The 16,973-nt window shown below is 72.0% G+C and carries 18 protein-coding genes; 12 read left to right on the top strand and 6 right to left on the bottom strand.

The genetic code is table 11. The annotated features are described in order from the left end of the window. Nucleotides 1-34 precede the first annotated feature (34 nt). A complete protein-coding gene (locus ASF75_RS13740; protein ID WP_017887907.1) occupies nt 35-1,480 on the top strand; it encodes a phytoene desaturase family protein in 1,446 nt (481 codons plus the stop codon). 5 nt (nt 1,481-1,485) lie between these two features. Beyond that, complete coding sequence (locus ASF75_RS13735) at nt 1,486-1,929, top strand: SRPBCC family protein (RefSeq protein WP_042537590.1); 444 nt, start codon at nt 1,486-1,488, stop codon at nt 1,927-1,929. A 135-nt stretch (nt 1,930-2,064) separates the two neighbouring features. Here ASF75_RS13735 and ASF75_RS13730 read toward each other — a convergent pair whose 3' ends face one another. Beyond that, entirely contained in the window at nt 2,065-2,883 is an 819-nt protein-coding gene (locus tag ASF75_RS13730; protein WP_042537588.1) for a shikimate 5-dehydrogenase, read from the bottom strand. Nucleotides 2,884-2,986: 103 nt separating this feature from the next. Here ASF75_RS13730 and ASF75_RS13725 point away from each other — a divergent pair, with 103 nt between their 5' ends. From ASF75_RS13725 to ASF75_RS13715, 3 genes are all read left to right on the top strand, one after another. Continuing rightward, nucleotides 2,987-3,913 carry an NADP-dependent oxidoreductase gene (locus ASF75_RS13725; RefSeq protein ID WP_056072188.1) on the top strand — a complete coding sequence of 309 codons (927 nt, stop codon included), beginning with the start codon at nt 2,987-2,989 and terminating at the stop codon, nt 3,911-3,913. A gap of 93 nt (nt 3,914-4,006) precedes the next feature. Then, nucleotides 4,007-4,201, top strand: a complete 195-nt coding sequence (locus ASF75_RS13720; RefSeq protein WP_017887911.1) for a PspC domain-containing protein — start codon at nt 4,007-4,009, stop codon at nt 4,199-4,201. Nucleotides 4,202-4,235: 34 nt separating this feature from the next. Beyond that, nucleotides 4,236-5,642 (top strand): L-serine ammonia-lyase, encoded by a 1,407-nt coding sequence (locus tag ASF75_RS13715; protein ID WP_056072185.1) that lies wholly within the window; start codon nt 4,236-4,238, stop codon nt 5,640-5,642. A 39-nt stretch (nt 5,643-5,681) separates the two neighbouring features. On the opposite strand, the gene ASF75_RS13710 is transcribed toward ASF75_RS13715, so the two are convergent. The 5 genes from ASF75_RS13710 to ASF75_RS13690 are packed head-to-tail and all read right to left on the bottom strand — an operon-like array spanning nt 5,682 to nt 10,435. Beyond that, on the bottom strand, nt 5,682-6,518 hold the full coding sequence (locus tag ASF75_RS13710; RefSeq protein ID WP_017887913.1) for a class II fructose-bisphosphate aldolase: 837 nt from the start codon (nt 6,516-6,518) through the stop codon (nt 5,682-5,684). After that, complete coding sequence (locus ASF75_RS13705; RefSeq protein ID WP_056072182.1) at nt 6,515-7,534, bottom strand: 1-phosphofructokinase family hexose kinase; 1,020 nt, start codon at nt 7,532-7,534, stop codon at nt 6,515-6,517. Before ASF75_RS13705 ends, ASF75_RS13710 begins: the two co-directional genes overlap by 4 nt. Then, complete coding sequence (nagA, locus tag ASF75_RS13700) at nt 7,531-8,649, bottom strand: N-acetylglucosamine-6-phosphate deacetylase (protein WP_056072177.1); 1,119 nt, start codon at nt 8,647-8,649, stop codon at nt 7,531-7,533. The genes ASF75_RS13705 and nagA overlap by 4 nt, the downstream gene beginning before the upstream one ends. After that, the gene (locus ASF75_RS13695) at nt 8,646-9,557 is read right to left on the bottom strand and encodes an ROK family protein (protein ID WP_056072174.1); all 912 of its coding nucleotides are present in this window, start codon (nt 9,555-9,557) and stop codon (nt 8,646-8,648) included. Before ASF75_RS13695 ends, nagA begins: the two co-directional genes overlap by 4 nt. Beyond that, nucleotides 9,557-10,435 carry an SIS domain-containing protein gene (locus tag ASF75_RS13690; RefSeq protein ID WP_056072172.1) on the bottom strand — a complete coding sequence of 293 codons (879 nt, stop codon included), beginning with the start codon at nt 10,433-10,435 and terminating at the stop codon, nt 9,557-9,559. Before ASF75_RS13690 ends, ASF75_RS13695 begins: the two co-directional genes overlap by 1 nt. 133 nt (nt 10,436-10,568) lie before the next feature. Between ASF75_RS13690 and ASF75_RS13685 the strand changes: the two genes are divergently transcribed. The 7 genes from ASF75_RS13685 to ASF75_RS13655 all read left to right on the top strand — a co-directional run bounded on the left by ASF75_RS13685 (nt 10,569) and on the right by ASF75_RS13655 (nt 16,938). After that, nucleotides 10,569-11,357, top strand: coding sequence for a DeoR/GlpR family DNA-binding transcription regulator (locus ASF75_RS13685; protein WP_031260150.1), 789 nt, complete (start codon nt 10,569-10,571; stop codon nt 11,355-11,357). Nucleotides 11,358-11,504: 147 nt separating this feature from the next. Continuing rightward, on the top strand, nt 11,505-12,746 hold the full coding sequence (locus tag ASF75_RS13680) for a Gfo/Idh/MocA family protein (protein ID WP_056072160.1): 1,242 nt from the start codon (nt 11,505-11,507) through the stop codon (nt 12,744-12,746). 23 nt (nt 12,747-12,769) lie between these two features. Then, nucleotides 12,770-14,095: an ABC transporter substrate-binding protein gene (locus ASF75_RS13675; protein WP_052481654.1), complete on the top strand. Its 1,326-nt coding sequence runs from the start codon at nt 12,770-12,772 to the stop codon at nt 14,093-14,095. A gap of 9 nt (nt 14,096-14,104) precedes the next feature. Further along, complete coding sequence (locus tag ASF75_RS13670) at nt 14,105-15,082, top strand: carbohydrate ABC transporter permease (RefSeq protein ID WP_042537573.1); 978 nt, start codon at nt 14,105-14,107, stop codon at nt 15,080-15,082. Further along, nucleotides 15,079-15,939 (top strand): carbohydrate ABC transporter permease, encoded by an 861-nt coding sequence (locus ASF75_RS13665; protein ID WP_031260151.1) that lies wholly within the window; start codon nt 15,079-15,081, stop codon nt 15,937-15,939. Before ASF75_RS13670 ends, ASF75_RS13665 begins: the two co-directional genes overlap by 4 nt. Then, nucleotides 15,936-16,709 carry a hypothetical protein gene (locus ASF75_RS13660; protein WP_056072157.1) on the top strand — a complete coding sequence of 258 codons (774 nt, stop codon included), beginning with the start codon at nt 15,936-15,938 and terminating at the stop codon, nt 16,707-16,709. The genes ASF75_RS13665 and ASF75_RS13660 overlap by 4 nt, the downstream gene beginning before the upstream one ends. A gap of 34 nt (nt 16,710-16,743) precedes the next feature. Next, on the top strand, nt 16,744-16,938 hold the full coding sequence (locus tag ASF75_RS13655) for a hypothetical protein (protein ID WP_056072155.1): 195 nt from the start codon (nt 16,744-16,746) through the stop codon (nt 16,936-16,938). Nucleotides 16,939-16,973 lie beyond the last annotated feature (35 nt).

The following is a 16,973-nucleotide window of genomic DNA, read 5'->3' as shown; positions in this document are numbered from 1 at the left end:
ACCACACGCAGTCACGAGTCCCTAGGCTCGGGGCATGGTGGATGCGGTGGTCGTCGGAGCGGGACCGAACGGACTCGCGGCGGCGGTGACCCTGGCCCGCGCCGGCCTGTCGGTCGAGGTCGTCGAACGGAACGACACGATCGGCGGCGGCGCCCGCACGGCCGAGCTCACCCTGCCCGGGTTCCTGCACGACGTCTGCTCCGCAGTGCACCCGATGGCCCTGCAGTCCGAGTTCTTCCGGCGCTTCCGCATGGAGGACCGCATCGAGCTCCGCCTGCCCGAGGTGCAGTACGGCCACCCGCTCGACCACGGTCGCGCCGGCATCGCGTACCAGGACCTCGACCGCACCGCCGCTGAACTCGGGGTGGACGGACCGGCCTTCCGGCAGCTGATGGCGCCGCTGGCGGAGAACGCCGACCAGGTCGCGGACTTCGCGACCGACGCGCTGCTGCACGTGCCGCGGCACCCCCTGACCGTCCTGCGGTTCGGGCTGCGGGCGCTCGAGCAGGGCACCGCCGCGTGGAACCTGCGCTTCCGCGGCGAGGCTGCCCCGGCGATGGTGTCCGGCGTCGCGGCGCACTCGATCCAGCACCTGCCGTCCCTGTCCACCGCGGCGGCGGCACTGTCGCTCGGCTCGTACGCGCACGCCCGCGGCTGGCCGGTGCCGATCGGTGGCAGCCAGGCGATCGTCGACGCGCTCGCCGCCGACCTCGTCGCGCACGGCGGCCGCATCGTCACCGGACACGAGGTCCGGTCGCTCGGTGACCTCACCCCGGCGAAGGCGGTGCTGTTCGACACGAGCGTGCCGGGCATGCTCCGGATCGCGGGCAAGCAGATCCCGACCCCGAAGCGCGGCGCACTGCGACGCTTCCGGTTCGGCAACGCGGCGGCGAAGGTCGACTTCGCGCTGTCCGACCCGGTGCCGTGGACCAACGAGTCGCTGCGGAAGGCCGGGACCGTGCACATCGGCGGGACCCGGCAGGAGATCGCGGCCGCCGAACGTGCCGTCGCGAACGGGCAGCACGCCGAGCGTCCGTACGTGCTCGGCGCGGAGCCCACGGTGGTGGACCCGACCCGCGCCCCGAAGGGCAAGCACGTCTTCTGGGCCTACGCGCACGTCCCCGCGGGCTCGGACGTCGACCCGACCGAGGCCGTCACCCGTCAGATCGAGCGCTTCGCGCCGGGGTTCCGCGACACGATCCTGTCGTCGAGCTCCCGCACCGCCGTGCAGATGGGCGAGTACAACCCGAACTACGTCGGTGGCGACATCGCCGCCGGTGCCGCGAGCTTCTGGCAGCTCGTCAAGCGCCCCGTCCTGTCGAGCGACCCGTGGCGGATGGGCGGCGGCATGTACCTGTGCTCCGAGTCCGCGGCACCCGGCCCCGGCGTGCACGGCATGGCCGGCTGGCACGCGGCGAAGAGCGCGCTCCGGCACACCTTCGGACTGCCGGAGGACGTCGACCTCACCCCGGAAGGCTGAACACCATGGCGAAGAACGTCCGCATCCTGCACTGCCGTCCCGAAGCCGTCTTCGACGTGCTCGGCGACGGGTGGCTCTACACGACCTGGGTGGTCGGGGCGTCGCGTATGCGCAAGGAGGAATCCGGGTGGCCGCAGGTCGGCACGCGGCTGCACCACTCGTTCGGCGCCTGGCCGATCGTCATCGACGACGTCACGACGTCGCTGGTCTGGGAGCCGCCACACCGCATGGTCATCCAGCCCAAGGGCTGGCCCATCGGCGAGGCCCGCGTCGAGCTGACGGTCGAACCGCACCGGCACGGCAGCAAGGTCACGATCACCGAGAACGCGGTGGCCGGGCCGGGTTCGCACGTGCCGGACTTCCTCATGCAGCCGCTCATCTGGATCCGCAACCGCGAGACGCTCCGCCGCCTCGAGTGGGTGGCCGTCGGGCGCTCGGCGACCGCCTGAGACGTCCCCACGAACGGACGGGAGGCCCGTGGCGGCGCCGCCACGGGCCTCCCGTCACGGCCGTCGTGCCGCTGGCGCGTCACGCCGGAACCGGCGGGTGGGGCCCACCTCCCGTCCGCCCTGTGGGTGCGTCGACTACTCGGCGCGCGAGAACTCGCTGGCCCGCGCCACCTGGTCGTCGGTCAGGGCGACGCCCGTGTACCGCTCGAACTGACGGGCTGCCTGCAGGGCGATGACCTCGGCGCCGGTGATGACGTGCTTGCCGGCGTCGCGGCCCGCCCGCACGAGCGGGGTCTCCGACGGGAACGCGACGACGTCGAAGACGGTGTGGGCAGCCTCGATCCGCTCCGGCGCGAAGGCGAGTGCGTCCTGCTGGTCGCCGCGCATGCCGAGCGGGGTGACGTTGACGACCAGGTCGGTCTCCCCCGCCTCACGCTCGTCGGCGACCCACTCGTAGCCGTACTGCGTCGCCAGGGCCGGGCCGGTCTGCTCGTTGCGGGCGACGACCGTCAACCGGTCGAAGCCGGCGCCTCGGAACGCCGCCGTGACGGCCTTGGCCATGCCGCCGGAGCCGCGGAGCAGCACACGCGAAGCCGGGTCGACCCGGTGCGACCCGAGCAGTGCGGCGATCGCCTCGTAGTCGGTGTTCGACGCGGTGAGCACGCCGTCGTCGTTCACGACCGTGTTGACCGACTGGATCGCGGCGGCGGAGTCCTCGATGTGGTCGACGAGCGGGATGATCGCCTCCTTGAAGGGCATCGACACCGAGCAGCCGCGGATGCCGAGCGCGCGGATGCCGGCGACGGCGCCGGGCAGATCCGTCGTGGTGAAGGCCTTGTACAGGAACTCGAGACCGAGCTCGTCGTACAGGAAGTTGTGGAAACGGGTGCCGATGTTGCTCGGTCGCGCGGCCAGCGACATGCAGACCTGCATGTCCTTGTTCAGGATGGGCATGCTCTCAGTCTCGCACTGTCGCACGCCCGCACTCTCCTGCTCTTGCAGGGATGGAGCGGTCCACGCAGGCCGGGTGCGGCGCTCCGGGGTAGCGTCTGTCCCGATGACTGAGATCCCGGAGACCATGCGCGCTGTCCGCTTCGACGAGTGGGGTGACCGATCGGTCCTGCACGTCGCCGAGGTGCCCGTGCCCGACGTGACCGCCGGGCGGGTGCTCGTCCGCGTGCGTGCCGCCGGGATCAACCCCGGTGAGTCGGCGATCCGCCAGGGCGCGTTCGGCGGCGACTTGCCGTCCGGGCAGGGCACCGACTTCGCCGGCATCGTCGTCGCCGTCGGGGCCGAGGTCGACGGCGTCGACGAGGGCGAAGAGGTCATCGGCTGGTCGTGGGACCGCGCGAGCCAGGCCGAGTACGTCTCGGTGCCGGCCGTGCAGGTCGTCCAGAAGCCACGCCTGCTCGACTGGACGGTGGCGGGTGGCCTCGACGTCATCGCGACCACCGCGGCGGCGGCCGTCCGCGCGGTCGACCCGCGTGCCGGTGAGACCGTCGTGGTGTCCGGTGCCGCGGGCGGGGTCGGCGGCTTCGTCACCCAGCTGCTCGCGAACGAGGGCATCGACGTCATCGCCGTCGCGTCCGAGGCGAACCACGAGTGGCTCCGCTCCAAGCGCGCACGACCCGTCGCGTACGGCGACGGCCTGCAGGAGCGCATCACGGAACTCGCGACGAACGGCGTCGACGCCGTGATCGACACCCACGGTGCCGAGTACGTCCGGCTCGGCATCGCGCTCGGGGTGCCGGTCGACCGCATCGAGACGATCATCGCGTTCGACGAGGCAGCCGAGGTCGGGGCGAAGACCTCGGGCAGTGCGGACACGGCCGATCCGGAGATCCTCGGCGCGCTCGCACTCGAGGTCGCGAACGGCGCGATCGAGGTGCCCGTCGCCGCGACCTACCCGCTCGACCGCGTGCAGGACGCCTTCGAGGAGCTCGAGCAGGGCCACACGCGCGGCAAGATCGTCCTCATCCCCTGACCCCACGACCACGCGGGTCCGGGGGTTTCCCCCACCACGCTCGGGGTGCGTCCCGGATGCGCCGGCCCGGCGGCGTTGCGTAGCGTCGTCGGTATGAGCACACTGTCCCGTCCCCGCAACGGTCGTCTGCTGGCCGGTGTCTGCGCCGGTCTCGCCGACCGCTTCACCCTGTCCCGCACCCTGGTCCGGGTGATCTGGGTCATCCTGAGCCTGTTCCCCGGGCCGCTGTGGATCGCCTACGTCGTGCTGTGGTTCGTGATGCCGCCCGAGGGTGGTCGGCGGCGCTGAGCACCGGTCCGTCCGGACGGGTTAGTGTGGCGGCGTGCCGGTCTCCGTCTTCGATCTGTTCAGCGTCGGTGTCGGCCCCTCGAGCTCGCACACCGTCGGCCCGATGCGGGCCGGTGCCGAGTTCGCGAGCCTGGTGCGTGGCCTGCCCGTCGCCTCCGTGGTGGTCGACCTGTACGGGTCCCTCGCATCGACCGGGCAGGGCCACGGCACGCTCGGCGCCGTCGTCGCGGGGCTCATGGGTTCGCACCCCGAGACCGTCGACCCGGATGCCATGGCCCGCGCACTCGAGGCGCTGGAACGCGACGGCGTCCTGCGGCTCGACGGCGGAGCGAGCGTGCCGTTCCGCCTCGCCGACATCGTCCTGCACCCCCTGACGATGCTGCCCCGCCACCCGAACGCCATGCGGCTGCGAGCCCGTGACGCCGCGGGTGTCGACCTGGCCGACGAGACCTACTACTCGATCGGCGGCGGGTTCATCGCGCGGGACGACGAGGCCGAACCCGCCGTGGACGCACTGGCTGCCGTCGCCGGTGCCGCGATCCCGGTCGACGACGCCGTGCCGTACCCGTTCTCGAGCGGTGCCGAGCTGCTCGTCGCCTGCGCGGATTCGGGCCTGCCGATCAGCAGCGTCGCCCTGGCGAACGAAGCCGTCGCCCGGACGGACACCGAGGTCCGCTCGGGGCTGCTCGGGATCCACGGCGTGATGGAGTCGTGCGTCGACCGATCCGTCCGCCGGGGCGGGTGCCTGCCCGGCGGGCTCGACGTCCGTCGTCGCGCGGCCACCTGGCACGAGCAGCTCACCCGCGAGGACCCCGACCACGACCCGCTCTTCGCGATGGAGTGGGTGAACCTCGTCGCCATGGCGGTCAACGAGGAGAACGCCACCGGTGGCCGCGTCGTCACCGCCCCGACGAACGGTGCCGCCGGCATCATCCCCGCGGTGCTGTACTACGCGCGCACCTACGTCCCCACGGTCGCCGACGCCTCCGCGGACGAACGGGACGACGCCGTCGTGCGATTCCTGCTGACCGCCGGGGCGATCGGGTCGATCTACAAGGAACGGGCGTCGATCTCCGGCGCCGAGGTCGGCTGCCAGGGCGAGGTCGGTTCGGCAGCGTCGATGGCGGCTGCGGGGCTCGCCGAGGTCCTCGGGGGCACGCCGGAGCAGGTCGAGAACGCCGCCGAGATCGCGATGGAGCACAACCTCGGGCTGACCTGTGACCCGATCGGCGGGCTGGTGCAGATCCCGTGCATCGAGCGGAACGCGATCGCGGCGAACAAGGCGATCAACGCCGCCCGGATGGCCCTGCGTGGCGACGGGGTGCACCACGTGTCGCTCGACCAGGTCGTCGAGACGATGCGGCAGACCGGGGCGGACATGTCCTCGAAGTACAAGGAGACCGCGATGGGCGGGCTCGCGGTGAACGTCCCGCTCTGCTGAGCGTCGCGGTCGCGCGTGCTCGTCTGCTCTGCTCGCTCGTCAGGCGTGCAGGAGCGTCAGCAGCCGCGCCGTCTCGGTGGCGATGGCGTCCCGGCCCGCTGCGACGTACTTGCGCGGGTCGACGACGTCCGGCCGCTCGTCGAGCACGGTGCGGAGCGCACGGGTGAACAGGCCGTTCAGGTGCGTCGAGATGTTGATCTTCGTCATCCCCGCGTGCACGGCGCCGCGGAGTTCGTCGTCGGACAGGCCCGAGGAGCCGTGCAGCACGAGCGGCACCGGCACCGCGGCACGCAGGCGCTCGACCAGGTCGCGGTCCACCGAGGCCTCGCGGGTCTGCATCGCGTGCGACGTCCCCACCGCGACCGCCAGGGCATCGACGCCGGTGTCGGCCACGAACGCGGCGGCGTCGGTCGGATCGGTGCGGACGCCGGGCGCGTGCACGCCGTCCTTGCCACCGACCTCGCCGAGCTCGGCCTCGATCGCGACCCCCGCGGCGTGACACCGAGCAGCGAGTTCCCGCGTTGCAGCCACGTTCGCGGCGAAGTCTAGGTGCGAGCCGTCGTACATGACCGAGTCGACGCCCAGGTCGACGCCGGCCGCCACCAGCTCGGGGTCCTCGATGTGGTCGAGGTGCACGAGGACCTCGACGTCGGCCGCACGTGCGACGGCCTGGGTCGCGGTCGTGATCGGTGCGAGGCCGCCGTGGTACCGGACGCAGTTCTCGCTGATCTGCAGGATCACCGGCAGCCCCGCCAGCTCGGCACCGGAGACGATCGCCTCGGCGTGCTCGAGCAGCACCACGTTGAACGCGCCGACCCCGCGGCGTGCCGTGCGGGCGGTGTCGAGCAGGCCGGTGAGGGCGAGGTCGGTGATCATGCGGAGGTCCTCGTTCGGTCGTGTGCGGGAGCAGGAGCGGGCGGGGTGGACAGGAAGCGGTCGACGTCAGCCGGGTCGACCGTGCCGGCCACCGGCTGCAGGACGGCGGCAGCCCCGTGTGCGGCGGCGGACCGCAGCGCGCGGAGCAGGGTGGCGTCGTCGGGGGCGCTGACACTGCCCTCGGGCGTGGGGAGGCCGGCAGCGACGAGCGCACCGACGAGTCCGGCGGTGGCTGCGTCGCCGGCGCCGGTGGGGTTGCCCGAGACCCCGGGGACCGCAGGCACTTCGAGCACGTGGTCGGCGGTGTGGGCGGCGATGCCCTCGGAACCCCGGGAGACCACGACGACCGCGGCCCCGAGACCGAGGAGCCGGAGCGCCCCCGACCGTTCGTCGTCGGCGCCGGTGGCCTCGACCAGTTCCTCGCGGTTGGGCTTGCAGACCGTCGCCCCGGCCGAAGCGGCAGCCAGCAGCGCGGTGCCCGAGCAGTCGACCACGGAGAGCACCCCGCGGTGGCGTGCGGCGGTGACCCAGGCAGTGACCACGGCGGGGTCGGTGTCGCGGGGCAGGGAGCCCGACACGACCAGGGCCGCGGCGTGCGGGGCATCGGCGGCACCGTCGGCACCGCCGACATCGCCGTCGAGCAGTGTCTCGACCGCGGTGGTGACGGTGTCCCACTCGCCGGGGCTGAGCACGGGCCCGGGCTCCCCGAACATCGTCGGGTGCGCGGTGTCGTCCACCACCGTCACGGTCGTGCGGGTCTCGCCACGGACAGCGACGTCGGTGTGGACGAGCCCGAGGCCGTCGAGTGCGTCGGCGATCCAGTGCCCGCCGTCGCCGCCGAGGGGCAGCACGGCATGGGTCGGGACACCGGTGGCGGCGAGGACCCGGCCGACGTTCAGCCCCTTGCCGCCGGGGCGTCGCTCGACCCCGAGCACGCGCTGGGTCTCGCCGATGCGCTGTTCGGCGACCCGGTAGGTCACGTCGACGGCGGGGTTCGGGGTGACGACGAGGATCACGAGACCACCGCCGTCGGCAGGGCTCGGACGCTGCCGTGCTCCGGGTCGAGCACGAGCAGATCGGCGGGGGCGCCCACGCCCAGGGGCGCCGGTGCCCCGAGCAGGCGTGCCGCACGCGCCGCGGAAGCAGCGACGACCTCGGGCAGGTCGGTCCCCGCGTCGAGCAGGCGGCGGACGGCGTCGGCGACCGTGATCGTGCTGCCCGCCAGCGACGAACCGTCAGCGAGCACGGCGAGCCCGTCGCGGACGGTCACGGCCGATCCGGCCACCGTGTACGCCCCGTCGGGGCAACCGGTCGCGGCCATGGCGTCGGAGACCAGGACCATCCGGCCCGGTGCGCTGCGCTGGACGACGTCGACGGTGACCGGGTCGAGGTGGTGGCCGTCGACGATGCACTCGAGCAGCACCCGGTCGTCGGTGAGCGCGACCCCGACCGGCCCGGGCGCGCGGTGGTGCAGCGGTGGCATCCCGTTGAACAGGTGGGTGACGAGCGAGGCGCCGGCGTCGACCGCGCGGCGGGTCTGCTCGGCGGTGGCGTCGGTGTGGCCGATGGCGACGACGACCCCGGCTCCGACGAAGCGGGCAACGGCGTCGAGGGCACCGGGCAGCTCCGGCGCGAGCGTGACGATGCGCAGGGCGCCACCCGCGGCGTCGCAGTAGGCGTCGACCTCGGCGGGGTCCGGGGCGTGCAGCAGGTCGACGCGGTGCGCCCCGCGACGGGCGGGCGCGAGCCACGGCCCCTCCAGGTGGAGCCCGGCGAGCGTGCCGTCCGCGACGAGCGGTCGGAGCCGGGTGAGGGCCGCCACGGTGTCCGTGCGCTCACCCGTGGCGATGGACCCGACCAGGGTGGTCGTGCCCCGTGACCGGTGGTGCCCAGCGGCGGCGCGGGCGTCCTCGGCGGAGCACCCGGCGAAGTCGTGCCCGAGTGCGCCGTGGGCGTGCAGGTCGACGAACCCGGGCACGATCGCACCGTCGACGGTGACGGCGGTGTCCGTGCGCATCGGGGATCCGGTGCCGGTCGCCAGCACGGTGTCGTCATCGCCGATGACGAGCCAGCCGTCGTGCAGGTCCGACTGGGCCGTGACGATGCGACGGGCTCGGACGAGGGTGGTCACAGCAGGACCCCGGTCTCGGTCTCGAGCAGCTCGCGTGCGAGGATCCCCGCACCGATGGCGCCGGCTGCGTCGCCGTCCCGGGCGGGGACGATGACGGGGACACGGACGCCCCGCAGACGCTCCGCGACGGCAGCGCGCAGCGGGTCGAGCAGCAGCGGTCCGGACTCGGCGAGTCCCCCGCCGACGATGATCGTGTGGTTCCCGGCGACCGCGGTGGTCCAGGCGAGCGCATCGGCCAGGACCGCGACGCAGTCGTCCCAGACCGCACGGGCGGCGGGGTCGCCCTGGCGGACCAGGAGCATGGCGGCGTGTGCGGACGGAGCAGCGGCACGACGTGCGACTCCCCCGGCGGACGCGATCTCCTCGACGCGGTGACCCGCGTGCGGGCCGGTCTGGATCCGGACCTGCCCGATCTCCCCCGCCCAGCCACCACCGGACACGACGACACCGTCGACCACCAGGGCGCTCGCGAGCCCGGTGCCGACCGGCACGAACGAGACCGACCCCCGACACAGTGCCGGGTCGCCGGCCCGGACCTCGGCCAGGGCACCGGCTCGGACGTCGTGGCCGAAGGCGAGCGGGACGTCGATCGCCTGTCGCAGGAGCTCGGCGCGGACGAGGTCACGCACCGGGACGTCACGCCATCCCAGGTTGACGGACAGGTCGACGGTGCCGCGGGTCTCGTCGACGACGCCGGGGGTCACCAGCCCGATCGCTCCGAGCGGCGCCCGTCGCGTGGCCTGGGCAGCCAGTCCGGCGACGACCAGGGCGAGGCGCTCGGCGTCCGGGTCGTCACGCGGCGTCGGTACCCGGGTCTCGTCGAGGACGAGTCCGTCGGCGGTCGTCAGACGGGTCTTGATGCCCGTGCCGCCGACGTCGACCCCGAGCACCGCGCCTGCGCCACCCATCAGGTGAGGATGACCGACCGGGTGAGCGACCGGGGGTTGTCCGGGTCGAGCCCGCGTCCCTCGGCCAGGGCGACGGCGAACCGGTGCACGACGACGAGTCCGGCGATCGGGTCGAGGTCGTGCTGGACGAACCGGGCCCCGGTGGCGGCGACCTCGGCGGCCAGGCCCTCGGGTGCTGCGCCGAGCGACCAGACGAGCCGGCCGGGCTGGGCGATCGCGATGGGGCCGTGCCGGTAGTCCATCGCCGGGTAGGACTCGGCCCAGAACTGCGCGGCCTCGCGCGTCTTGAGCGCGGCTTCGAACGTCAGACCCACGGCGGGCCCACGACCGACGAACGAGACCTGCTCGGCGTCGAGCAGGTCGTCGATCGGCACCGTCAGTGCGGTCTCGGCCTGGGCTGCGAGCGCGTCGACGTCGTCGCCGATGGACGCTCGCAGCAGTGCGAGCGTCGTGGTGGCGAAGCGGGTCTGGACGACCGAGCGCTCGTCGGCGAAGGGCAGTGCGACCACCTGGTCGGCGACGGCCGCGGCGGGGCTGTCGGCGACGGCGGTGACCAGCACGGTCCGCTGGGACGGCAAGGCCTGCAGCAGGTCGACGATCTCGGTCGTCGTGCCCGAGCGGCTGATCATGAGCACGCGGTCGTACTCGCGTGACGCGGGGTACTCGGACCCGGCGAAGGCGTCGGTCACGCCGAGGCCCGCCTGCTCACGGGCGACGGCGTAGCTCATGGCGATGAACCAGCTCGTCCCGCAGCCGATCACGGCCACGCGTTCGCCCGGCTGGGGGAGCGCGTCGGCGAAGGTCGGCAGGAGCGCGGCGGCTGCACGCCAGGTCTCCGGCTGCGAGGCCAGTTCAGCGCTCACGAAGGTGTCGGTCATGGGAGCCTTCCGGGTCCGGATCGATCCGGGTGATCGATGATCAGGAAGCGTAGCGAGCGATCGTGCGCAAGGGAAGGGCAAAACGTCATTTCCGATCACCGAGGGACGGCGGCGACGCCGTAGGATGACCGTCATGACCCCCCAACAGCGGCTGAACGCCCTGCTCGAACTGGTGAGCGAACGCGGCAACGTGTCGATCGCCGAGATCGGGGAGCTGCTGGGGATATCCGCCGCGACTGCCCGCCGTGACCTCGCCATGCTGGCCGACCAGCGACTCGTCACCCGCACGCACGGGGGAGCAGCCGCACTCGGTGCCGGCTACGAGCTGCCGCTGCAGTACAAGATCGCCCGGCAGGCCGAGGCCAAGACCGCGATCGCCCGTGCCGCCGCCCGGCTCGTGCAGCCCGGCGAGACCGTCGGGCTCAACGGCGGGACGACCACGACCGAGGTCGCGCGCGAACTCGGCAAGAGCGAACGGTTCATCCGCGCCGACGGCGAGTTCGGCATCACGATCGTGACGAACGCCCTGAACGTCGGGTACGAGCTGTCCGTCCGTGCCAACGTGAAGATCGTGGTCACCGGCGGCGTGGCCCGACGCCAGTCCTACGAGCTGGTCGGGCCGCTCGTCCGGGACACCCTCGACGAGTTCGCCCTCGACCTGGTGGTGCTCGGCGTCGACGGACTCACCGGGCAGTACGGCGCGACGACCATGCACGAGGGCGAGGCCGAGGTCAGCAGGCACTTCGCCTCGGTCGGTCGACGGGTCGTCGTGGTCGCCGACTCCACCAAGATCGAACGCTCCACCTTCGCCCGGATCTGCCCACTCGACCGCATCGACGTCCTGGTCACCGACCAGCCCGTGCCGGCCTCGTTCGCCGCCGACCTGGCCAGCGCCGGCGTGGAGCTCGTCGTCGCCGACTGAGCCCTCCGTGCGTCCGGCCCCGGGTGGGCCGGACGTTTCGATCGTGTAAAACCCTTCCCTGCGCGGATGCGTGAGCGATCCGTGAGCGCCTATTGTGCATTCATGAGCGATTCGGCATCATGGACGTCACATTCACGCAAGGGAGCGATGAGCATGGGCGTTGACAACGCAGGACTCCGCGTCGCGGTGATCGGGATGGGCCAGCGGTCCGCCATCGCGCGCCACGTGGCCGAGGCCACCGCCGCCGACGCGTCGCTGCAGGCCCGGGTCGTGGCCGTCGCGGACGTCACGGCGGCGGGCCGCCAGCGCGGACTCGACGAGTACCCGGATGCCCTGGTGGTCGAACACCACCTGGACCTCACCGGCCACGTCGACGCCGCCATCGTCACCACGCCGGACTGGACCCACGCCGAGATCGCGATCGACCTGCTCCGCGCGGGCATCGCCGTCTACCTCGAGAAGCCGCTCGCCATCACGGTCGAGGACGCCGACGCGGTCCTGAACACCGCGGCCCGGACCGGCACCCCGCTGTACGTCGGACACAACTTCCGGCACGCCGCCGTCGTCCGCCTGATGCGCGAGATCATCGGCCGTGGCGAGATCGGCCAGGTCAAGGCCGTCTGGTGCCGGCACTTCGTCGGCAACGGCGGTGACTACTACTTCAAGGACTGGCACGCCGACCGCAGCAAGGTGAACTCGCTCCTGCTGCAGAAGGCGAGCCACGACCTCGACGTCATCCACGCGCTCGGCGGGGGCGACACCGCCCGGGTCGTCGGGATGGGCTCGCTGTCGGTCTACGGCGACGTCACCGACCGCCGCGACCGCAGCGGTGAACTGATGGGGGACTGGTTCTCCCACGACAACTGGCCGCCGCTCGCCCAGACCGGGCTGAACCCCGTCGTCGACGTCGAGGACGTCTCGATGGTGATGATGACGCTCGACAACGGCGTGCAGGCCAGCTACGAGCAGTGCCACTTCACGCCGGACTACTGGCGGAACTACACCGTCATCGGCACCGAGGGGCGCCTCGAGAACATCGGTGACACCGGTGGTGGCGTCGTGAAGGTCTGGGCGCACCGCCGGGGCTGGGACACCGCGGGGGACCGCGAGTACCCGATCGACGGCGTCGAGGACGGCCACGCCGATGCCGACCTGCTCACCATGACCGAGTTCCTGCGGTCCGTCGCCCTCGGCGAACCGTCGGAGCTGTCCCCGATCGCGGCCCGTGCCGCCGTCGCCGCGGGCGCGCTGGCCACGCGCTCGCTCCGCAACGGGTCCGTCCCCATCGACGTCCCGCCCCTGCCGGCCGAGACCATCGCGCACTTCACGTCGAACGCCCTGCACTCCACCCCCTCCACCCCGCATCCCGCCCAGACCGTCGGCTCCTGACGGCCGTGCGAAAGGACACCCCGATGACCGCACACATCCCCACCCGAGGAACCGGCGTGCGCCGCGTCCTCCTCGGCGCCGTCGCCGCCCTCGGCGCGGCCGCACTCCTGGCCGGCTGCTCCTCGTCGTCCGGAGCGTCCGGCTCCGGCGGCGACTACGAAGCCGCGCCGAAGGACACCAAGGCGTCTCTGACCTACGCCGTCTGGGACGAGAACCAGGTGAAGGCGATCAAGGCCAACCTGAAGGGCTTCAACGAGGAGTACCCGGACATCAAGGTGAGCGTCGACGTCACGCCGTTCGCCAACTACTGGACGAAGCTGCAGACCCAGGGGTCGAGCAACACACTGCCCGACCTGTTCTGGATGAACGGCCCGAACTTCCAGCTGTACGCGGCCAACGGCAAGCTCGCGCCGATCACCGGCGAGGTCGAGTCCGGGGACATCGACGCGTCGAAGTACTCGAGCGCCCTCAACGACCTGTACACGTACGACGACACCCAGTACGGCGTGCCGAAGGACTTCGACACCATCGGGGTCTGGCTCAACAAGTCGCTGTTCGAGCAGGCTGGCATGGACCTGCCGTCCAAGGACTGGACCTGGGACGACTTCCAGCAGACCGGCGCCGAGCTGTCCGAGAAGCTCGAGTCGAAGGGCGCCTACGGAGCGGCCGGCGGCATGGACGGCCAGACGACCTACTACAACACGATCCTGCAGGCCGGGGGATCGGTCCTGAACGCTGACGGCACCGAGTCCGAGTACGCCACGAAGGCGTCCGAGGACGGCCTGCGGTTCTGGACCGACCTGATCGACTCGGGGGCATCGCCCTCGATCAAGCAGCTCACCGACACCACGGCGGACCAGTGGTTCACCTCGGGCAAGCTCGCGATGTACCAGGGCGGCAGCTGGTTCCGCTCTGCGCTGACCGGCACCGAGCTCGAGAAGGACGTCGTCGCCTACCCGCTGCCGAAGGGCAAGGAGCAGGCGACCGTCATCCACGGCGTCTCGAACGTCGTGTCCGAGGCCAGCAAGGACAAGGCCGCCGCCCAGGCGCTGCAGGTCTACCTCGCGGGCAAGACGGCCCAGCAGCAGCAGGGCGACATGGGCGCGGTCATCCCGGCGTACGAGGGCACGCAGGGCGCCTTCACGAAGACGATGCCCGACGCCGACCTGCAGGTGTTCCTCGACGCGGTGGACTACGCGAAGCCGCTGCCGGTGTCGAAGAACACCGCGGCCTGGAACACCCTCGAGACCACCCTGCTGCCGAGCGCGTTCGACGGGTCGAAGCCCGTCGACCAGGTGGCCGAGGACCTCGCACAGAAGATGGACGCCGCCCTCGCCAAGGAAGAGTAGGACCCGCGCGTGACGATCAACACCGAGCGGCCCCCGGCCGCAGCCGCCCCCGCCCGGACGACACGTTCGCCCGGGCGGGGTGCCCCGGCTCCGCGAGGCGGCGGCGGCCGAGCAGCACGACGGACCGACGGCTGGTGGCCGTGGCTCTTCGTGCTCCCGATGCTCGTCGGCGTCGGCACCTTCTACATCTGGCCGATCATCCAGACGTTCTGGTACTCGTTCACCAGCTGGGGCGTCTTCGGCGGTGCGACCTTCACCGGCGTCGCGAACTACGTCCGGCTCGTCGGTGACCCGCAGCTGTACCAGTCGCTGCTCAACACGGTGATCTACACGGCCGTCGTCCTGGCCGGGATCCCGATCGCGGTGTGGCTGGCCAGCCTGCTGAACACCCCGGGGCTGCGGTTCGCGCAGTTCTACCGGGTGCTCTTCTTCCTGCCGTACGTCGCCATGCCCGCGGCGATCGCGCTGGTCTGGCGCATCATGTACAACGGCGACTACGGCATCGTGAACTGGTTCCTCGGGAACGTCGGCATCGACGGCCCGTACTGGATCTCGACGCCCGGCTTCGCGCTGGTCGCCGTGAGCCTGGTCGGCCTCTGGTCGTCCCTCGGCTTCTCGATGATCATCCTCGGCGCCGGGCTCAAGGACATCCCGCCGGAGCTCTACGAGGCCGCCGAACTCGACGGCGCGAGCCGGTGGCGGCAGTTCCGCTCGGTGACCGTGCCGTTGCTCAGTCCGAGCATCTTCTTCGTGGTGATCGTGACGACGATCTCGAGCTTCCAGCTGTTCGACCTGCTGTACGCGATCCTCGGCAGCACCAACCCGGTGATCCCGAAGACGATGTCGCTCGTCTTCTACTTCTACAACGCCGGGTTCATCGACAACGACAAGGGCTTCGCGGCCGCGATCGCGATGGTGATCTTCCTGCTCATCGGCATCGTCACGCTCGTGCAGTTCCGCGTCCAACGGAAGTGGGTGCAGGGATGACCGCCACCGTCACACCACCCCGGGCAGCACGCCGGCCCGGCCGTCGAGGCGGCAGCCACTGGTGGATCCACGTCGTGCTGGGCATCGGCGGCTTCGCGATGGCGTTCCCGTTCCTGTGGCAGATCATCATGTCGCTGTCCACGAACGCGCAGGTGCAGTCCGTCACGCCGGTCTTCTGGCCGGGGGAGCTGCAGTGGCAGAACTACGCGCAGGTCTTCGAACGCCTGCCGTTCCTCAGCCAGCTCGGCACGTCGGTGTCCGTCACGATCATCCGCACGATCGCGCAGATCGTCCTGTGCACGCTCGCCGGGTACGCCTTCGCCCGGATGCGGTTCCGCGGCCGGGCGGCGCTGCTCGCGATCGTGCTCTCGATCCTGCTCGTGCCCTCGCAGGTCTATCTGATCTCGCAGTACCAGATCGTGCAGGGCCTCGGCTGGCTCGACACCCTGATGGGGATCGTCGCACCCGGGCTGTTCAGCGCCTTCGGCACGTTCCTGATGCGGACCGCGTTCCTGAACATGCCGCCCGAGCTCGAAGAGGCCGCGCGGATGGACGGCGCGAACCCGTTCCAGACGTTCTGGCGGATCATGCTGCCCCTGGCCCGTCCGTCGATCAGCGTGCTCGCGATCACGACCGTGCTGTGGTCGTGGAACGAGCTGCTCTGGCCGCTCGTGGTCTCCACCCGCGCCGAGGACATGCCGCTCGCCGCCGGCCTCGCGACGCTGTCGAGCGACCGCACGATCGACTACCCGGTGCTGATGGCCGCGAGCCTGATGGCGATGGCGCCGGTGCTCATCATGTTCGTCGTGCTGCAGCGTCGGGTGATGGACGGGCTCGCCTCGTCCGGTCTGAAGTGACCACCGCGACCCCCGGCCTGGAGGCCCGTCCCGCGTCCGTCGCGGTCCTCGCCGCCGCCGTGGGGTCACCGGACGACTCCGCGACGGTGGCGGCCGCAGTGGCCGCCACCGTCGCCGACGCCGGACCCGCGGAGCGGGACGCACTGCTGGTGGCAGCGCTCCGCGCCGCGGTGCCGGACACCGCCGATGCCCTCGCGGGGCGTGGGCTCCCGCGCGCGCTCGCCGAGGCATCCGTCGCCGACGTCGACCGCAAGCTCGCGCGCTACGGGCTGCACGGCACCGGGGTGGAGTGGCTCGTCGCCGTGGTGACCGGGCGCGTGGTGGCCGTGGGGCGCCTCCAGTTCGAACTCGGCGACCACCTGGCGGACGGCACGCTGGCCTGGGGTGTGCACGTGCCGGAGACGGGGCCGCTCGACCCGGCGGCCTGCGACCGCGCGTTCGCCGGCGCACCCGAGGTCCTGCGCGGCTTCGCGGGGCACCTCGCTGCGGACCGGTGGCAGTGCCGCTCCTGGATGCTCGACCCGGGGCTGCCCGCCGTGCTCGGTCCCGATGCCAACCTCGTGCGGTTCGCCCGGCGCTTCAGACTCGTCCCGCCGGGGGAGCACGATGCGACCGAGGGCGACGCCAGCGTCGCGAAGTTCGTCTTCGGGGTGCCGCTGGCGACCGCTCGGTCCGCGGCGCCGTCCGGTCGGTTGCGTGCGGCCATGCTCGACCGGTGGGCTCGCGGTGGGCACTGGACCGAGCGGACCGGAACGGCGCCGGTCGCGTGACCGTCCGCAGCCGCGGCCGCGTACCGTGCACGGCATGACGAAGCCCGACCACGACCACCTCGACGACGGCGTCGACATGACGTTCGAGGAACGCCGACAGGACACGTTCCGTCGCATGTCCGGATCCGACGAGCACGACGCCGATCCGCGGGTCGAGGTCTCCCATGCCGAGGACGGCGACGTCCGCATCGACGTCGCCGACACCGCGGCGGTCCGACCCGGCGAGTGACGGCCGTTCCGGCCCTGGTCCGCCGGGGTCGGTGG

Origin of the sequence: Curtobacterium sp. Leaf154 (genome assembly GCF_001424595.1) — a bacterium.
GTDB classification, from domain to species: Bacteria; Actinomycetota; Actinomycetes; order Actinomycetales; family Microbacteriaceae; genus Curtobacterium; species Curtobacterium poinsettiae.
Note: the sequence above shows the minus strand (reverse complement) of the source record. Positions and strands in the feature narration are given on the sequence as shown.